Annotated in this window: 15 protein-coding genes; 3 read left to right on the plus strand and 12 right to left on the minus strand. The window is 42.9% G+C overall.

Going from position 1 to position 15,876, the window contains the following annotated elements; all coding sequences use genetic code 11:
- Positions 1–133: 133 nt before the first annotated feature.
- Together L1068_RS08035 and pomA are read right to left on the minus strand one after the other, a co-directional pair.
- Positions 134–1,045, minus strand: a complete 912-nt coding sequence (locus L1068_RS08035; protein ID WP_237129832.1) for a flagellar motor protein MotB — start codon at positions 1,043–1,045, stop codon at positions 134–136.
- Positions 1,046–1,048: 3 nt separating this feature from the next.
- Positions 1,049–1,810 carry a flagellar motor protein PomA gene (gene pomA, locus L1068_RS08040; protein WP_010561679.1) on the minus strand — a complete coding sequence of 254 codons (762 nt, stop codon included), beginning with the start codon at positions 1,808–1,810 and terminating at the stop codon, positions 1,049–1,051.
- Between the two features lie 417 nt (positions 1,811–2,227).
- Between pomA and xseB the strand changes: the two genes are divergently transcribed.
- From xseB to dxs, 3 genes are all read left to right on the plus strand, one after another.
- Positions 2,228–2,461 (plus strand): exodeoxyribonuclease VII small subunit, encoded by a 234-nt coding sequence (gene xseB, locus L1068_RS08045; protein ID WP_010561680.1) that lies wholly within the window; start codon positions 2,228–2,230, stop codon positions 2,459–2,461.
- 41 nt (positions 2,462–2,502) lie between these two features.
- Positions 2,503–3,360 (plus strand): (2E,6E)-farnesyl diphosphate synthase, encoded by an 858-nt coding sequence (ispA, locus tag L1068_RS08050; protein WP_343221898.1) that lies wholly within the window; start codon positions 2,503–2,505, stop codon positions 3,358–3,360.
- 69 nt (positions 3,361–3,429) lie between these two features.
- Positions 3,430–5,295 (plus strand): 1-deoxy-D-xylulose-5-phosphate synthase, encoded by a 1,866-nt coding sequence (gene dxs, locus L1068_RS08055; protein ID WP_237129833.1) that lies wholly within the window; start codon positions 3,430–3,432, stop codon positions 5,293–5,295.
- A gap of 71 nt (positions 5,296–5,366) precedes the next feature.
- On the opposite strand, the gene L1068_RS08060 is transcribed toward dxs, so the two are convergent.
- From L1068_RS08060 to glyA, 10 genes are all read right to left on the minus strand, one after another.
- Positions 5,367–8,486 carry a diguanylate cyclase gene (locus tag L1068_RS08060; protein ID WP_237129834.1) on the minus strand — a complete coding sequence of 1,040 codons (3,120 nt, stop codon included), beginning with the start codon at positions 8,484–8,486 and terminating at the stop codon, positions 5,367–5,369.
- Between the two features lie 14 nt (positions 8,487–8,500).
- Entirely contained in the window at positions 8,501–8,971 is a 471-nt protein-coding gene (locus tag L1068_RS08065) for a phosphatidylglycerophosphatase A (RefSeq protein WP_010561684.1), read from the minus strand.
- 11 nt (positions 8,972–8,982) lie between these two features.
- The gene (thiL, locus tag L1068_RS08070; RefSeq protein WP_054980019.1) at positions 8,983–9,951 is read right to left on the minus strand and encodes a thiamine-phosphate kinase; all 969 of its coding nucleotides are present in this window, start codon (positions 9,949–9,951) and stop codon (positions 8,983–8,985) included.
- A 34-nt stretch (positions 9,952–9,985) separates the two neighbouring features.
- A complete protein-coding gene (gene nusB, locus L1068_RS08075) occupies positions 9,986–10,399 on the minus strand; it encodes a transcription antitermination factor NusB (protein WP_237129835.1) in 414 nt (137 codons plus the stop codon).
- Positions 10,400–10,408: 9 nt separating this feature from the next.
- Positions 10,409–10,873: a 6,7-dimethyl-8-ribityllumazine synthase gene (ribE, locus tag L1068_RS08080; protein ID WP_010561687.1), complete on the minus strand. Its 465-nt coding sequence runs from the start codon at positions 10,871–10,873 to the stop codon at positions 10,409–10,411.
- Between the two features lie 109 nt (positions 10,874–10,982).
- Complete coding sequence (gene ribBA, locus L1068_RS08085) at positions 10,983–12,095, minus strand: bifunctional 3,4-dihydroxy-2-butanone-4-phosphate synthase/GTP cyclohydrolase II (RefSeq protein ID WP_237129836.1); 1,113 nt, start codon at positions 12,093–12,095, stop codon at positions 10,983–10,985.
- Positions 12,096–12,119: 24 nt separating this feature from the next.
- The gene (locus L1068_RS08090) at positions 12,120–12,779 is read right to left on the minus strand and encodes a riboflavin synthase (RefSeq protein WP_237129837.1); all 660 of its coding nucleotides are present in this window, start codon (positions 12,777–12,779) and stop codon (positions 12,120–12,122) included.
- 1 nt (position 12,780) lies between these two features.
- A complete protein-coding gene (gene ribD, locus L1068_RS08095) occupies positions 12,781–13,902 on the minus strand; it encodes a bifunctional diaminohydroxyphosphoribosylaminopyrimidine deaminase/5-amino-6-(5-phosphoribosylamino)uracil reductase RibD (RefSeq protein WP_237129838.1) in 1,122 nt (373 codons plus the stop codon).
- 4 nt (positions 13,903–13,906) lie between these two features.
- Positions 13,907–14,356 (minus strand): transcriptional regulator NrdR, encoded by a 450-nt coding sequence (nrdR, locus tag L1068_RS08100; RefSeq protein WP_010561691.1) that lies wholly within the window; start codon positions 14,354–14,356, stop codon positions 13,907–13,909.
- A 71-nt stretch (positions 14,357–14,427) separates the two neighbouring features.
- Entirely contained in the window at positions 14,428–15,684 is a 1,257-nt protein-coding gene (gene glyA / locus L1068_RS08105) for a serine hydroxymethyltransferase (RefSeq protein WP_237129839.1), read from the minus strand.
- Positions 15,685–15,876 lie beyond the last annotated feature (192 nt).

Raw genomic sequence — 15,876 nt, forward strand, 5'->3', positions numbered from 1 at the left:
TTAACGATTCAAAATATCAATCCGTAAACAACAGAAAAACAGTGTATATAAGTACAACAGCGAGCCTAAAAACACACTAATATTCTGATTTGCCATAATTCGTCTCAGTTCTTAATTAGCGTAGACCGTTAATTTACTGTAAATCAATTGGTGTCGATTCTTTTGCCTTACCCTGCATAATTGATATTTCAACCCGACGGTTGCGGCGGCGCGACTCTTCATCAACATTCGGCTCTAACGGTCTGGTATCTGCTCGGCCAATTACCACCATGCGACCTTTGTCAAACGACGGTACTTTTTGCATTTCCGTTGCTACCGCAACAGCGCGCTTAGCAGAAAGATCCCAATTATTAGTGTAAAGCTCGTTGCTCACTTGAAAATCATCTGTATGACCCGATACCGTAATTTCGCCAGGTACATCATTTAGTAATGCCGCTATTTCTTGAATAATTGGCTTAAACTGTGGCTGTAAAAATGCACTACCCGACGGAAACGAGCCATTTTCCCGAATACGGATCACAATTTGCTGACCAAGCGATTCTAATTCAATTGCGCCATCAATAATTTGTTGTTCCAGCTGCTGCGCGATTTTTTTAAGTAGCTCGTTGGTTTTTTCTTGCTGCGCTTCACTGGCGGTTTGTTTAGAGGTACTTGCCGATTCGCCACCTCGGCGATTACCGCGTTGCTCTTGTCTGCCGCCCGCACTGTCTTCTTCACCGGCTTGAAATTCAAGCATTTGCTGCGTCATCTCAACGGTTTGCTGCTGAATTGTTTCTATCGGCGTTGGGTCGGGCTTACCTGGACGAAACTCCATAGCAATAACGCTAGTACCTTTTGGAATGTCTTTAACTTCAATCTTATTTTGTACACCAAATGCAAACTTCATCGAACCTGCAATCTGCTTAAACTTCAGTACATCCATTTCTGAGAAAGCTAATAACAATACAAAGAAGCACATTAATAGCGACATTAAATCAGCAAAGGTGCCCATCCACGCCGGTAATCCGGGGGGCGGGCATTTACACTCTTCTGCTTCGTCCGACATTGTCTACCCCTCAGTATCCACTTGGCGTTTAGACTCTGCTAAATAGTTTTTCAAAATACCTTCGATCACTTTTGGATTTTGGCCATCTTGAATACCTAAAATAGCGTCTAAAATTAAGCGCTGATTGAGTTGCTCTTCATCTTTGCGGTTTTCTAATTTAGCTTGAATTGGAATGGCGATTACGTTCGCAAGGAATGCACCATAAAGTGTTGTAAGTAAAGCAACCGCCATCGCAGGGCCAATAGCTTTGGGGTCATCCATGTTCGATAACATGGCTACCAGACCAATCAAGGTACCAATCATGCCCATCGCAGGCGCAACATCACCCAGTGCTTTAAATAATCCAGCACCAGCTTCATGACGTGTTGTTGTTAAACTAATATCTTTTTGCAATGTGGCACGCACTACATCAGCGTCATGGCCATCCACTAGCATATCAATGCCTTTACGCATAAAAGGGTTAGGGATATCAGCTTCTTCTAGTGCTAAAAAGCCGCCTTTACGGGCAGCGTCAGCCAGCTCTACTGATTTTTCGATAAGTTCTTCTGGCGCTTCAATTTTAAACATAAAGGCCTTACCAGCGACTTTACCTATGCCAAAAAATTGCCCCATAGTGTAGTTAGAGAGTACAACAAATAATGAACCACAAAATACAATGAGTACTGAGGGCACATCGACAAACATACCAATATCACCACCCATGACCATTGCCATCACAATGAAACCGATTGCACCGACAATGCCTATAACCGTTGCTAAATCCACTTTGACTCCCAGTTGTAATACTTATAAACCAAGTTTGGGTTTTAAATTTGAGGCTCAATATGCTTGCGTGAAGACAAGATACCGTAACTATTATAATAATTTACTTTTATTTATCGGCAAGCGCTAGCAAAGTATTAGTAATTTATTTTGCATACATCAACTTAGCTTTTAATAAAAACAGTGACATGATAAGCCCCAGGCAGAATCACCTTAATACTGCTAGCAATAAAGTTTAGCTGCATTTATCACAAATTTATGCGCTTTAACCCAACCTTTAACAAATTAATTTAGCTCAAATAGGAGTAAAACAAAGCGTTAAAGCACATTCGTTAGGATATTTAGCAAGTTAAATTGAATTAGCGCGGCAATAACCATAAAATTAGCCAATTCTTTTTTACTTTGCGTGGCAGGTAACTTATGGCGAGCAAAAAGCCTGAAAATTTAAGCTTCGAAGAAGCCATTTCAGAACTTTCAACAATTGTAACTGAAATGGAACATGGTGATTTGCCTCTCGAAACAGCGTTAAAGCAATTTGAGCGTGGTATTGCCCTCGCCTCAGCTTCATCACAAAAGCTTGAGCAAGCACAACAAAAAGTGCAAATCTTGATGGGGCAAAATGATAATGCCCAACTTGTGGATTTTAACCAATAGGCGTTCCATTGAATTCTGTCGACTCTATAATCTCTGCGTATATACCGCGCATTGAAGAAAATTTGAGCGCGCTGACTCCAGCGTCACATCACACGGATGAAAAGCTCGTAGCCGCATGTCGCTACAGTTTATTAAATGGTGGCAAACGTTTACGACCGATTTTGGTTTACCTAACAGGTGAATTATTTAACGCCGACAACGCCGATCTAGACCGAATTGCATGCGCAATTGAGTGCGTTCATAGCTATTCGTTAGTACACGATGACCTGCCAGCGATGGATGATGATGAACTGCGCCGCGGCAGACCAACATGCCATATTGCCTACGATGAAGCGACTGCAATTTTAGTAGGTGATGCACTACAATGTTTAGCATTTGAAACCATTACTGAATCACAATTCAATGGCACTACTGTTAACAACCAGCTAAAAATCGTAAACACATTAGCAAATGCGTCTGGATTATTGGGTATGTGTGGCGGACAAGCACTTGATATTGCCGCAACCGATTCGGTAATTACCCTAACTCAACTTGAGCAAGTACATAAATTAAAAACCGGTGCACTGCTTAAATCGGCAATTAAGATGGGCGCTCTTGCCGGTAATGCCAACGAATTAGAAATTGCGGCACTAGCACGCTATGCTGAAACAATTGGCCTTGCATTCCAAGTTCAAGACGACATTCTTGATGTTGAAGGTGATACACACACCTTAGGTAAACCACAAGGGTCTGACATCGAAGCCAACAAAGCAACCTACCCTGCTTTACTAGGCATTAAAGGCGCGAAAGATAAAGCGCGAAATCTTGTGAACCAAGCAATTAACGCTTTGTCTGAAATAGATGCCGATACAGGTCGACTCAAAGCGATTGCAGAATATATAATTGCTAGAGATCACTGATCCCTAGTACGCCAAATAAGCGATAACAATAAGTTGGCGACTCATTTTTAGGATAGAATTTAAAACATCATGACATTTGATAGTAGCAAGTATCCATTATTAAGCTTAGCGAATACGCCAGAGCAACTGCGCGAAATCCCGCAGCAAAACTTGGCTGAGCTAAGCGATGAACTGAGAGAGTACTTACTTAACTCGGTATCACAAAGTAGTGGGCACCTCGCCTCAGGTCTTGGCACCGTTGAGCTGACTGTGGCGTTGCATTACGTATATAACACACCATTTGACCGATTGATTTGGGATGTTGGCCATCAGGCATATCCACATAAAATTTTAACAGGTCGCCGTGAGCAAATGCATACCATTCGCCAAAAAGATGGTTTGCACCCTTTCCCTTTCCGTGAAGAAAGTGAATACGATACCTTTAGCGTAGGCCATTCAAGTACCTCAATTTCTGCGGCACTTGGTATGGCGCTGGCGTCTGAAAAAGAAGGCCAAGACCGTAAAGTTGTTGCCGTTATTGGTGATGGTGCGATTACTGCGGGTATGGCATTTGAGGCAATGAACCACGCCGGTGACTTAAACCCCGATATGCTGGTTATTCTAAACGACAACGAAATGTCGATTTCAGAAAACGTAGGTGCGCTCAACAACCACTTTGCGCGTATTCTGTCAGGTAGCTTTTATACCAACATTCGTGAAGGCGGTAAAAAACTACTCTCAGGCATGCCACCGGTAAAAGAGCTGGCAAGTCGTATGGAAGAACACCTTAAAGGTATGGTGATCCCAGGTACGTTTTTTGAAGAGTTAGGCTTTAACTACATTGGGCCAATTGATGGCCATGATGTTGGCATGCTAACTGATACCTTACGTAATATGCGTAACTTAAAGGGCCCGCAATTACTTCACGTACGCACACAAAAAGGTAAAGGCTATAAACCAGCAGAAGCTGATCCAATTGGCTATCACGGCGTCCCAAAGTTTGACCCAAGTGAAACCAGCTTACCAAAGTCGAAACCAAGCGCACCTACTTTCTCAAAAGTATTCGGCGATTGGTTATGCGATATGGCCGCAAAAGATCCGAAACTTATGGCAATTACGCCGGCGATGCGTGAAGGTTCAGGCATGGTGCGCTTTTCAAAAGAGTTCCCAAGCCAATATTATGATGCGGCAATTGCCGAACAACACGCGGTAACCTTAGGTGCAGGCTTAGCCTGTGAAGGGCTTACCCCAGTTGTGGCGATTTACTCAAGCTTTTTACAACGTGGTTACGATCAACTTATCCACGATGTAGCTTTGCAAAATTTACCAGTAATGTTTGCCATCGATCGCGCTGGCGTGGTGGGTGCAGACGGTGAAACTCACCAAGGTGCATACGATTTAAGCTATATGCGCTGTGTTCCAAATATGGTGATCATGGCACCAAGTGATTTAGACGAATGTCGTCAAATGCTTTACACCGGCCATCTTCATCAAGGACCAAGTGCGGTACGTTACCCTCGTGGCAGCGCAGGCGACATTATGCCAAATGATGCGATGAGCGCACTTGAGATTGGTAAAGCTAAGGTTATTCGTGAAGGTAAGGACACAGCAATTTTAAGCTTTGGTACCTTGCTTGATGAAGCAAAGCAAGTGGCTGAAGCGCTTAACGCAACGTTACTTGATATGCGTTTTGTTAAGCCACTTGACGAAGCGGCAATTAAACAGCTCGCAGCTTCTCACAGCACCTTAGTTACTCTTGAAGATAACGCGCTTATGGGCGGCGCAGGCTCTGCTGTGAACGAGTTTGTAATGGCAGAAAAGTTAAACATTCCTGTACTTAACTTAGGCTTACCTGATGTGTTTATTAAACACGGTACGCAGCAAGAGATCCATCAAGAGCTTGGCCTTGACGCTGACGGTATTCAAAAGAGTATCGAAGCATACTTAGCCAAATAGCGCATCTCTTAAGAATTCAGGTTTCAGCAACTTTCTGAAATCTGAATTCTAAATCCCCACACTTAACTATTTTATATCTCAGAAATATGCAGTTTAGCTTGCTCAGAATCTAATAACGATTCTAACTGCTGAGCAACACGTTCACTGTCTTCAAATTCAAACGCATCGATATTATCTGAAAAGCTAAAGTAAGCGACACTTCCCGGCTTTTTCGCCTTTGCTTTTTGCAGTGCAATATCGGCAATTTTAATGGATGTTTCCCAGCTAATAATTTGCCCGCCAAGTAACGGTAGTGGGTAAAATGCCCAACCAACCGAGCCTGTTAGTTTTGTTTTACGGCCATCAGGCATAACAAAATTTTGTCCAGCTAGCTGATGACTAATACTGCGCGCAAACTGATGTACGGCGCTCTTTTGCATATCCCTTAGTAAAATCAAAAACTCGTCGCCACTCCAACGTACCACATAGTCGGCACCTTGTACCTGCTCTGTCAGCAAGGACGCAATTTGCTGTAAACAGTTATCGCCAGCAAACGAACCAAACACATCGTTCACGCGGCTAAACTTGTCCAAGTTCAAAATCAGCAGTGCCATACATTTACCCTGAATTTCAAGGCTTTCGCGGTTACTTTGGAAATGCTCGATGTCTTTCGGTAGTTGATCAAATAAGAAGCGACGGCTGCGAAGGCCTGTAAGCTCATCTGAGTGACTTACCAGTTTTAGCCTGTCGTTAGCTTTATTAAGTTGCTCATTCGCTGAAATAAGCGCTTGAGTACGCGTTTCAACTAAACGTTCTAGTTCTTCTTGCTTACGGCGCTCTTGATTGCGATAGAACAGAAACACAATATACAGGGCAAGAATAAACGACATCACAACGATTAAACGAAACACCACTGTTTCATCAAAGGCTTTTGGAATAATCAAGGTTTGTGAAATCGTATCGGCACTACTCCACTCTTGACCGCGTCTTTTTGCTTGTAGTTCAAAAACAAACTTCCCAGCCGGTAAGTTAGCATAGTTTGCTTCACGGCTATTATTTGCTTCACGCCAAACCCCATCAAGACCTACAAGGCGATAGCGAAAATCGATTTCAGAAGCAGTTTGGAAATTAATTGCGGTATAACCCAGTGTTAAATTTCGTTCCTCTGTTTTCAATGTAAGGGTATCGACCTCAGGTACTGAATAGGTATTTTTCTCGCCACCGTTATCGGCCGTGACCGTTTCAATAATCGGACGAATATCACTTTCACTAAACAGCCGAATATTGGTTGGAATTTCAACCAAACCAGATTTACTTGGATACCATAAGCTCGAACCAACACGGGCAATTGCACCAAGCGCATTACCCGAACAACACTGACTGGTTTTGCCATCAAGCTGTTTGTTGTAAGGCGAGATAACCTGTTCAACTTCTAACGAGTGAATACCTTCTTCAAACTGTTTAAGCGGCAAGCGATACACACCTTTGCTCGTGCTCACCCACAAATAATTCAGGACTTGATCAAAATGCAAACTTAAAATAGGTCCGTAAGGCAAGCCGTTAGATACATCTAACTGACGCCAAACGCCTTTTTCACTGCGATAAAACAAGCCATTATTTTGCGTTGCAACAAACAGCCTATTTTCAACGGGAAGAATAAAACTGATATTTGATTCAGCTAATGCGCTGCCCATGGCTAAACGCTCGATACCACGCTCACTGAAAAAATAAGCGCCGCGCGAGGTGCCTAAGTAACCTTTGCCATTTTGCTCATCGATAAAAGTAATGTATTTACTATCAAGAAACGAATTATAAACAAACGAGCGTAAACCGTTAAAGGCCAAACGATATAAACCACGATCTGTGGCTAGCCAAACGCCGCCTTGCTCTGCACTTTCGATAGCAAACACGGCTGTTGCACGCAAGGTTGCGGCATCAAGCTTAAGTAATTCTTTACCATCGTAAACAAAGGCCCCACGGTTGGTTGCGATAAATAAACGCGAGCCCTGAAAATGTAAATCATGAACGGTCAAACCACCGAGTTTTGCAGCCGCAATTTCTACGTTAAATAAACCACTTTCATCTAAATAACCAATACCGTTTTTAGTAGCTAACCATAAACGCTGATCTTCTCCATACTTCAGCGTAGTAACCGATTGATTTAAGCCTTTACTATCGCGATGACGTTTTACTTGGCTAGGACGCGCTTGCCACAATCCTTCGGTTAAACTTGCAAGCCAAATTATGTCGTCTTGCCCTCTGAAAATATCGGAAAACCAAACCGTTTGTTCAAGGTCTGATTGCTCAATCCACTGCCAAATACCACTGCTGTCGCGATACAATAATCGCCCTTTAGTCGAAACCCACAATGAACCATCTGAATCGTACATAAATTTATATACTGTGGCGTTATTGGCATAGGGTAATGAAAAAGGTCTTAACTCTTGGTCAATATCGAGAAAGTAAGCGCCAACTTCAGAGGCAATAAATAAGTCCCCTTCCAGCCACGCTAGGTCGTATAAAACCGATTGTGCTAAGCGCTGTGGCAATGAAATACGTTCGGTAATTTCAAAGCGGATTTTACCGGTAGTTTCATTCGCTAAACTTTGTAAATGCAGTAAAAAACGGTCGTTAATCAGCCAAATGCCGTCAGGCGAGAGTGCCATTTTGCGCACTTCACCAATCAGTTTCACTAAGGCATTTCGTTTATTGCTAAAGTTATTATTGGTGTCACTTACACCAAGCAGCTGAGAAATGGTATTGAGTTTTTGGTTGGAGTAAAGGTAAAGACTGTTCGATGCAATCCAGATACGGCCGTTGTTATCTTGTGCGATATCACGTACTGGGCCGTTTAAACTAAAGCGCTCTGATGTCAGCTCACTTGGGCTAAACTTTACTAGCCCGTTATCAGTGCCAATCCATAAAAAGCCGTCGTTATCGATAAGCAAACTGTTAATTGCATTGCTTGGCAAAAAATCACTGTTATTAACATTAAAATTAGTAAAGCGATTACCGTCGAAACGACTCAAGCCAAACTGGGAGCCAATCCACAAGTAACCTTGTTGGTCTTGTACAATGTTTTTGAGTGATTGTGATGCAAGCCCATGCTGAATATGCCACTGTTTCACCACATAGTCATCAAGCGAAGCGTATGTCGGTTTGAGTGTACTAAGTAATACAACTGTAAATAACAATATTAAGCGAAACAGCACGGTTTATCTCATTATTAAATTAGCCCGTAATAAACAACTAGCTGTAAACATATAAGTGAAAATATCCCTGCCAGAATATCGTCAACCATAATGCCAAAGCCACCTTTTACGTGTTTATCGAGCAGTGTGATCGGCCAAGGTTTAACAATATCGAAAAAGCGGAATAAGATAAAGCCAACCAGTAAGGTTTGCCATGAAATCGCTGCGCCAATCATGGTGATATAAAAACCCGCCACTTCATCCCAAACAATGGCAGGATGATCATGTACGCCAGCATCGCGACTTGCAACGTCACAAAACCAAATACCAATAGCGCAAATTGCAATCGCAACAACCAACTGTAGCCACAGCGGCGCCATCATGGTAAGGAAAATAAACGGTATTGCCGCTAAGGTACCAAAAGTGCCAGGTGCTTTAGGCGCCAGTCCTAAGCCAAAACCCAGCGCACAGAAATGTGTAAATTTTTTTAAGTTAAATTGTGCCACGCACACTCCGATTATTCTGCATTAAAGTGCTCAAAGCCACATTGCGTTAATGTTAACGGTTTACCTTCAAGCGTCAATTCAACCTTGCCAACATTATTGTTGATTTGACCGATACACGACAGAGCAACGCCATACTGTTTGAGCGTCATTTCAACTGTGGTACGACGTTCTTCCGGTAACGTGAATAGCAGCTGATATTCATCACCATAGGTTAAGGCATAATTAAGCGCTGACTCTAATGGCAATACGTCTTTAATTGTTGCTGCTAATGGAATATTTTCAGCAAACAATTTTGCGCCAACGCCCGACATCTGACAAATATGGCCGAGATCGGCAATTAAGCCATCCGAAATATCGATACAACTGGTTGCTTTGCCACGTAACATTTGCCCTGCTGCCACTTGTGGTGTGGGGTAATCAAACGCTTTATTGGCATTGGCAAACTGCTGCTCAGTAAGTGATACTTTGCCATACTTGCTATCAATTGCGAGCCCAGCATCACCTAAAGACCCTGTAACAAACACCCAATCACCATTTTTTGCACCACTGCGTGTTAACGCACTGCCATTTGGCACAAAACCTTTGGCACAAATACTAATGGTTAATGGACCTTGTGTGGTGTCACCACCGACAATTTGCACATTATAGTACTCAGCAATTTCATGCATTCCTTGGGTAAACTGCTCAAGCCATTTTGTCTCGGCGTTTGGCAGCGTAAGCGCCACAGAAATCCACGCAGGCTCTGCGCCCATTGCAGCTAAATCACTTAAGTTTACGGCAAGCGCTCTGTAACCCAGTGCTTTTGGGTCGATATCTTTAAAAAAGTGAACACCTTCAACAAGGGTGTCTGTGGTCACGGCTAATTGACAGTTTTCAGGAACGTTTATCAGTGCTGCATCATCACCAATGCTCAATGAGACATCTTTACGTGCGACACCGCGGCCTTTGAAAAAGTGAGAGATTAATTCAAATTCTTGCATGCACAAAAAAGCCGGCCTAAAGCCGGCTCTCCAATTATTTCTTTCTAAGCTGATTCTGGGTCTTATCTAGCACCCCATTCACAAACTTATGGCTATCGTCAGCAGCAAATAGTTTTGCCAGCTCAATACCTTCATTGATAGCAACTTTATAAGGTACGTCTTCGCGGAACTTAAGTTCATAACAAGACAGACGCAAAATCGCTTTCTCGATTAAATCGATTTCTTCAAAAGGACGATCTAAATGCGGCGTAACAGCTTCATCTAGTGCCTTATGATTGACTGCAACACCACGTGCTAAGTCTTTAAAATAATCCACATCAATTTTGCTTACATCGTTTTCAACAAGCATTTGTTGTTCGATATCTGCAACCGGATTACCGCTTACTTGCCATGAATAAATTGCTTGTAACGCCAGTTTACGGGCTTTACGTCTAGCTGCTGGTTTCATTAAGTACCCTTAAATTTGTTCTAACAGGTTAACCATTTCTAGCGCACCTAAAGCAGCTTCGCCACCTTTGTTGCCCATTTTGGTGCCCGCACGCTCAATTGCTTGCTCGATGTTTTCAGTTGTTAAAACACCAAACGCTACAGGAATATCGTAGTCTAGCGATACGCTTGCTAGGCCTTTGTTTGACTCATTAGCAACTAAGTCAAAGTGCGGCGTACCACCACGAATAATCACACCAAGTGAAATGATTGCATCAAATTCTTTCTTTGCTGCGATGCGCTTAGCTGCTAAAGGAAGCTCTACAGCACCCGGCACATAAACAACGGTAATATCGTCGTCATTTACATCACCAATACGCTTTAAGGTATCAACTGCACCATCAAGTAAGCTTTTACCAATGAAATCGTTAAAGCGAGAAATAACGATAGCAAACTTTTTCCCTTGAGCGTTTAATTTACCTTCAATCACTTTCATTTTATGCCCTTCTCTTTGGCTAATTCATTTATCGCGCAATCGCAAAGGCGCGGATTTTATCATACTAAATTAAATTTTTTTAGGCTTATTTTTAGGCTTATGGTTGAGCCTATTGCGGCTCAACGTATTCAACTACTTCTAAGCCAAAACCTGAAATCGCATGGTACTTCTTCGGCATGCTCATTAAGCGCATTTTATGAATGCCTAAATCAGCCAAAATTTGTGAGCCTACACCTACGGTGCGCGATGTACCTTGGAACTTGCGCACGCTCGGGCTTTCACCTTTGTCTTGTGCTTCAAACGCTTTAAACAAGTGCTCAAGTTCTTCTGGGTTTTCGTGTTTCGCTAAAATAACTAATACACCGTTATTTTCGGCGATGTATTTCATTGCACCTGACAGTGTCCAGCTGCGATCGGATGCGCGATCTGACAATAAAATATCGTTAAACGTACTTTGTAAGTGAACACGTACTAAGGTTGCGTCATCTTCTTTTACGCCACCCTTTTTCATTGCGTAATGAAGTTGACCGTCAATTGTGTCTTTATACGTCACTAGGTCAAACTCACCGTGTTCAGTTGGCAATTTACATTCTGCTACACGCTCAATAGTCGCTTCATTTAAGTTGCGGTATTCAATTAAATCCGCAATGGTACCCATTTTTAAACCGTGCTCTTTAGCAAAAATTTCTAAGTCTGGGCGGCGCGCCATGGTGCCATCTGGATTTAGTATTTCAACGATTACTGAAGATGGTTCGCAGCCTGCTAAGCGCGCTAAATCACAACCGGCTTCTGTGTGTCCTGCACGAGTCAGTACACCACCCGGTTGCGCCATAATTGGAAAAATGTGACCTGGCTGTACGATATCTTCAGGTACTGCACCTTTTGCCACTGCAGCTTGTACTGTGCGTGCACGGTCTGCTGCTGAAATACCCGTTGTTACACCCTTTGCCGCTTCAATCGACATGGTAAAATTAGTAGAAAATTGTGCGCCGTTATTGCTCACCATTAGTGGTAAGTTAAGTTGCTGGCAACGCTCTTGTGTTAGCGTTAAACAAATCAAACCACGGCCATGTGTCGCCATAAAGTTAATTGCATCGGCACTGATGTGCTCAGATGCCATAATTAAGTCGCCTTCATTTTCACGGTCTTCGTCATCCATCAGAATGACCATTTTGCCTAGACGGATATCTTCAATAATTTCTGCTGCAGTGTGTAAGCCCATTTTGTTACCTTTGCTTGCGACTGGTTATCGATTCATAAAGCCAGCTTGCGCTAGAAGCTCATGAGTGAGAGAACTGGTTGGTTTTGCATCTTGCTGTGGCATCATTAAACGCTCTAAATAACGTGCGAGCTGATCCACTTCTAAATTCACTTTGCTACCTACTTTAAAGCCACTAATCGTGGTTTCGCCTGCTGTGTGTGGCACAATAGTTAGCTTAAATTCGTTGTCGTTTATTTCGTTTACGGTAAGGCTAATGCCATCAATGCAAACCGAGCCTTTATACGGAATGTACTTGAGTAATTGCGCTGGTGCACACAGCCAATAATCGGTTGCACGGGCATTGGTTTCAATACGGGTTATGGTTGCAATACCGTCTATATGCCCAGAAACTAAATGACCGCCTAAACGCGATTGTGGCATTAACGCTTTTTCAAGGTTAACGGTTTGCCCAACTTGGTAGTTTTCAAAGTTGGTTAACGATAGGGTTTCTTTTGATACATCGGCTACATAGCCGTGGCCTGTTAAAGCAATAACCGTTAGACATACGCCATTGGTTGCGATGCTGTCGCCTAATTTAACATCAGCCAAATCAAGTTTGCCTGAGTTAATGGTAACGCGCATGTCGCCAGCAATCATTTCAATTGCCGCAACGTTTCCGGTTGCTTCTATAATGCCTGTAAACATATTAATTTCTTTTTACTAATGCATGTAGACAGATATCCTGTCCAACTTGCTTGAGTGTGTTTATTTCAAGTTCAGGGACTTGAGACATGGTTGTAAATGTTGGCAAGTTAATCAAGCTCTTACTACTGTGCCCCATCAATTTAGGCGCCATAAACAGAACAAGTTCATCGACCAGCTGTTGTTCAAACATTTTACCTGCCAAGGTTGCGCCCGCTTCTAACAATACTAAGTTAACGCCGCGCTCGGCTAATAATGACAATAAAGCGTATAAATCTACTTTGCTATTATTTTGCTCAACCACTACTTGTTCAACAAAATGCGGCCAAGTGTGCGATTTATCAAGTGTTGTACGTGCAATAATTATTTTAGATGGTTGCTGAAATAACGCGAGATCCGGCGTTAGTCGGTTTTGCGAATCAATAATCACGCGTATTGGCTGGCGAGTACTGTGTTTTGCATCAGTATCTGTCAATTCATCAGGGCGGACATTTAATTTCGCATTATCGATAATAACGGTATCAGCCCCTGACAGTACTGCACAACTTTCTGCGCGTAAATCTTGCACAGCGCGGCGCGATTCACTGCTGGTAATCCATTTACTTTCACCATTTTCAAGCGCCGTTTTGCCATCAAGGCTTGCCGCTAATTTACAACGCACATAAGGCAAGTTGGTGCGCATGCGTTTTAAAAAGCCCAAATTGAGCGCTTCGGCTTCATCGTTTAATAAGCCAAAATCGGTTTCGACTCCGGCATCTTCGAGCATTTTTAAGCCGCGACCTGCAACTTCTGGATTTGGATCAACCATTGCAGCGACAACACGGCTAACGCCTGCTTTAATAAGACCTTCAGCACATGGCGGCGTGCGGCCATAATGCGAACACGGTTCTAGCGTAACATAAGCAGTTGCGCCTTTGGCGTTATCGCCAGCCATTTTCAGTGCATGCACTTCGGCATGAGGGCCACCCGCTTGAATATGAAAACCCTCACCGATGATTTGATTATCTTTAACTAAAACGCAACCTACGTTGGGGTTAGGCGTGGTGGTAAATCGACCGCGTTTTGCAAGCTCGATGGCGCGCGCCATATATTTGTGATCACATTCAGAAAAGCGATTGTTGTGCATCTAATTACTCACCTAAGCGTGCGATTTCTTCGCCAAATTCTTTAATGTCTTCAAATGAGCGGTAAACAGAAGCAAAACGTACGTAAGCAACTTTATCGAGCTTTTTCAGCGCTTCCATAATAAATTCGCCGACCGTTTTACTATCAACTTCGCGCTCACCTGTTGCACGCAGTTGCGATTTAATTTGGTGTACTACTTCTTCTACTTGTTCTGTACTGACAGGGCGTTTTTCTAGCGCACGATGCAAACCATTGCGAAGTTTGTCTTCATTAAACGGTTCTCGGCTGCCGTCTTGCTTGATTACACGTGGCATAACAAGCTCAGCACCTTCAAAGGTAGTAAAACGTTCGTGACATTCATTACATTCGCGACGACGGCGAACCTGATGACCACCACCTACTAAGCGTGAATCGATAACTTTGGTGTCATTGGCTGTACAAAAAGGACAATGCATAAACAACTCTCGAAAGAAAAAAGGCCGCAAAAAAAGCGGCCTTATCATATCATGTTAACAATGAGAAAACATTATGCGTAAACAGGGTGTTTCGCACAAATTGCTTTTACTTTCTCACGTACTTCATCTTGTACTTTTGTATCTTCGATGTTGTCTAGAACATCACAGATCCAGCCAGTTAACTCTTTTGCTTCTGCTTCTTTAAAACCACGACGCGTGATTGCAGGAGAACCGATACGTAGACCAGACGTTACAAACGGAGAACGTGGGTCGTTTGGTACTGAGTTTTTGTTAACTGTAATGTAAGCATTACCAAGTGCTGCATCAGCATCTTTACCTGTGATATCTTTGTTGATTAAATCAAGTAAGAATAGGTGGTTGTCTGTTTTACCAGAAACAACGTCGTAGCCACGTGCTTTGAATACTTCAACCATAGCTTGTGCATTCTTAACAACTTGTGTTTGGTATGCTTTGAACTCAGGCTCTAGTGCTTCTTTAAATGCAACCGCTTTAGCAGCGATTACATGACATAAAGGACCACCTTGACCACCTGGGAATACCGCAGAGTTTAACTTTTTGTAAATATCTTCGTCACCACAGTTAGACACGATTAAGCCACCACGAGGACCCGCTAGTGTTTTGTGTGTTGTTGTCGTAACCACGTGTGCAAATGGTACTGGGCTTGGGTAAACGCCTGCAGCAACAAGGCCGGCAACGTGTGCCATATCAACTAGCAGGTAAGCACCTACTTTGTCTGCGATTTCACGGAATTTAGCCCAATCAACAATACCTGAGTATGCTGAGAAACCACCGATGATCATTTTAGGCTTGTGCTCTAGTGCTAGCGCTTCAACTTGTGCATAGTCAATTTCGCCAGTTTCTTCGTTTAGCCCGTACTGAACTGCGTTGTACGTTTTACCTGAGAAGTTTACGTGTGAACCGTGAGTTAGGTGACCGCCGTGTGCAAGGCTCATACCTAAAACAGTGTCGCCCGGCTGAAGTAACGCTTGGAATACTGCCGCGTTTGCTTGTGAACCTGCGTGCGGTTGCACGTTTGCGTAATCTGTACCGAATAATTCGTTAGCGCGATCAATTGCTAATTGCTCAACAACATCAACGTGCTCACAACCACCGTAGTAACGCTTGTAAGGGTAACCTTCCGCGTATTTGTTAGTTAACTGAGAACCTTGTGCTTCAAGTACACGCGGGCTACAGTAGTTTTCAGACGCGATAAGTTCGATGTGCTCTTCTTGACGCTGCTTTTCGTTTTCCATTGCGCCAAATAGTTCTGGATCAAAATCCGAGATATTCATGCTACGTTCTAACATGGTTACTCCTAAATAGAAGATGGTTGTGGGATAAAGGGCGTATTGTACGCTTAAAAAGCGCCCTTGCCTACTTTGTATATGTGAAGTTATTTAAACAGGGATTGAAAATTTTTCACAGTGTATTTTTAATGATATTTTCAAATCGAAATATAAATATTTAAAATATAAAACAAACCATTCATTAAATTTAAT

The organism is Pseudoalteromonas sp. MMG024 (genome assembly GCF_021654175.1).
Classification (GTDB): domain Bacteria; phylum Pseudomonadota; class Gammaproteobacteria; order Enterobacterales; family Alteromonadaceae; genus Pseudoalteromonas.

Coding starts and splice junctions, on each gene's coding strand:
- L1068_RS08035 (WP_237129832.1), bottom strand. CDS start 1,045: ATGTCGGACGAAGCAGAAGAGTGTAAATGCCCGCCCCCCGGATTACCG.
- xseB (WP_010561680.1), top strand. CDS start 2,228: ATGGCGAGCAAAAAGCCTGAAAATTTAAGCTTCGAAGAAGCCATTTCA.
- dxs (WP_237129833.1), top strand. CDS start 3,430: ATGACATTTGATAGTAGCAAGTATCCATTATTAAGCTTAGCGAATACG.
- thiL (WP_054980019.1), bottom strand. CDS start 9,951: ATGCAAGAATTTGAATTAATCTCTCACTTTTTCAAAGGCCGCGGTGTC.
- nusB (WP_237129835.1), bottom strand. CDS start 10,399: ATGAAACCAGCAGCTAGACGTAAAGCCCGTAAACTGGCGTTACAAGCA.
- ribE (WP_010561687.1), bottom strand. CDS start 10,873: ATGAAAGTGATTGAAGGTAAATTAAACGCTCAAGGGAAAAAGTTTGCT.
- ribBA (WP_237129836.1), bottom strand. CDS start 12,095: ATGGGCTTACACACTGCAGCAGAAATTATTGAAGATATCCGTCTAGGC.
- L1068_RS08090 (WP_237129837.1), bottom strand. CDS start 12,779: ATGTTTACAGGCATTATAGAAGCAACCGGAAACGTTGCGGCAATTGAA.
- ribD (WP_237129838.1), bottom strand. CDS start 13,902: ATGCACAACAATCGCTTTTCTGAATGTGATCACAAATATATGGCGCGC.
- nrdR (WP_010561691.1), bottom strand. CDS start 14,356: ATGCATTGTCCTTTTTGTACAGCCAATGACACCAAAGTTATCGATTCA.
- glyA (WP_237129839.1), bottom strand. CDS start 15,684: ATGTTAGAACGTAGCATGAATATCTCGGATTTTGATCCAGAACTATTT.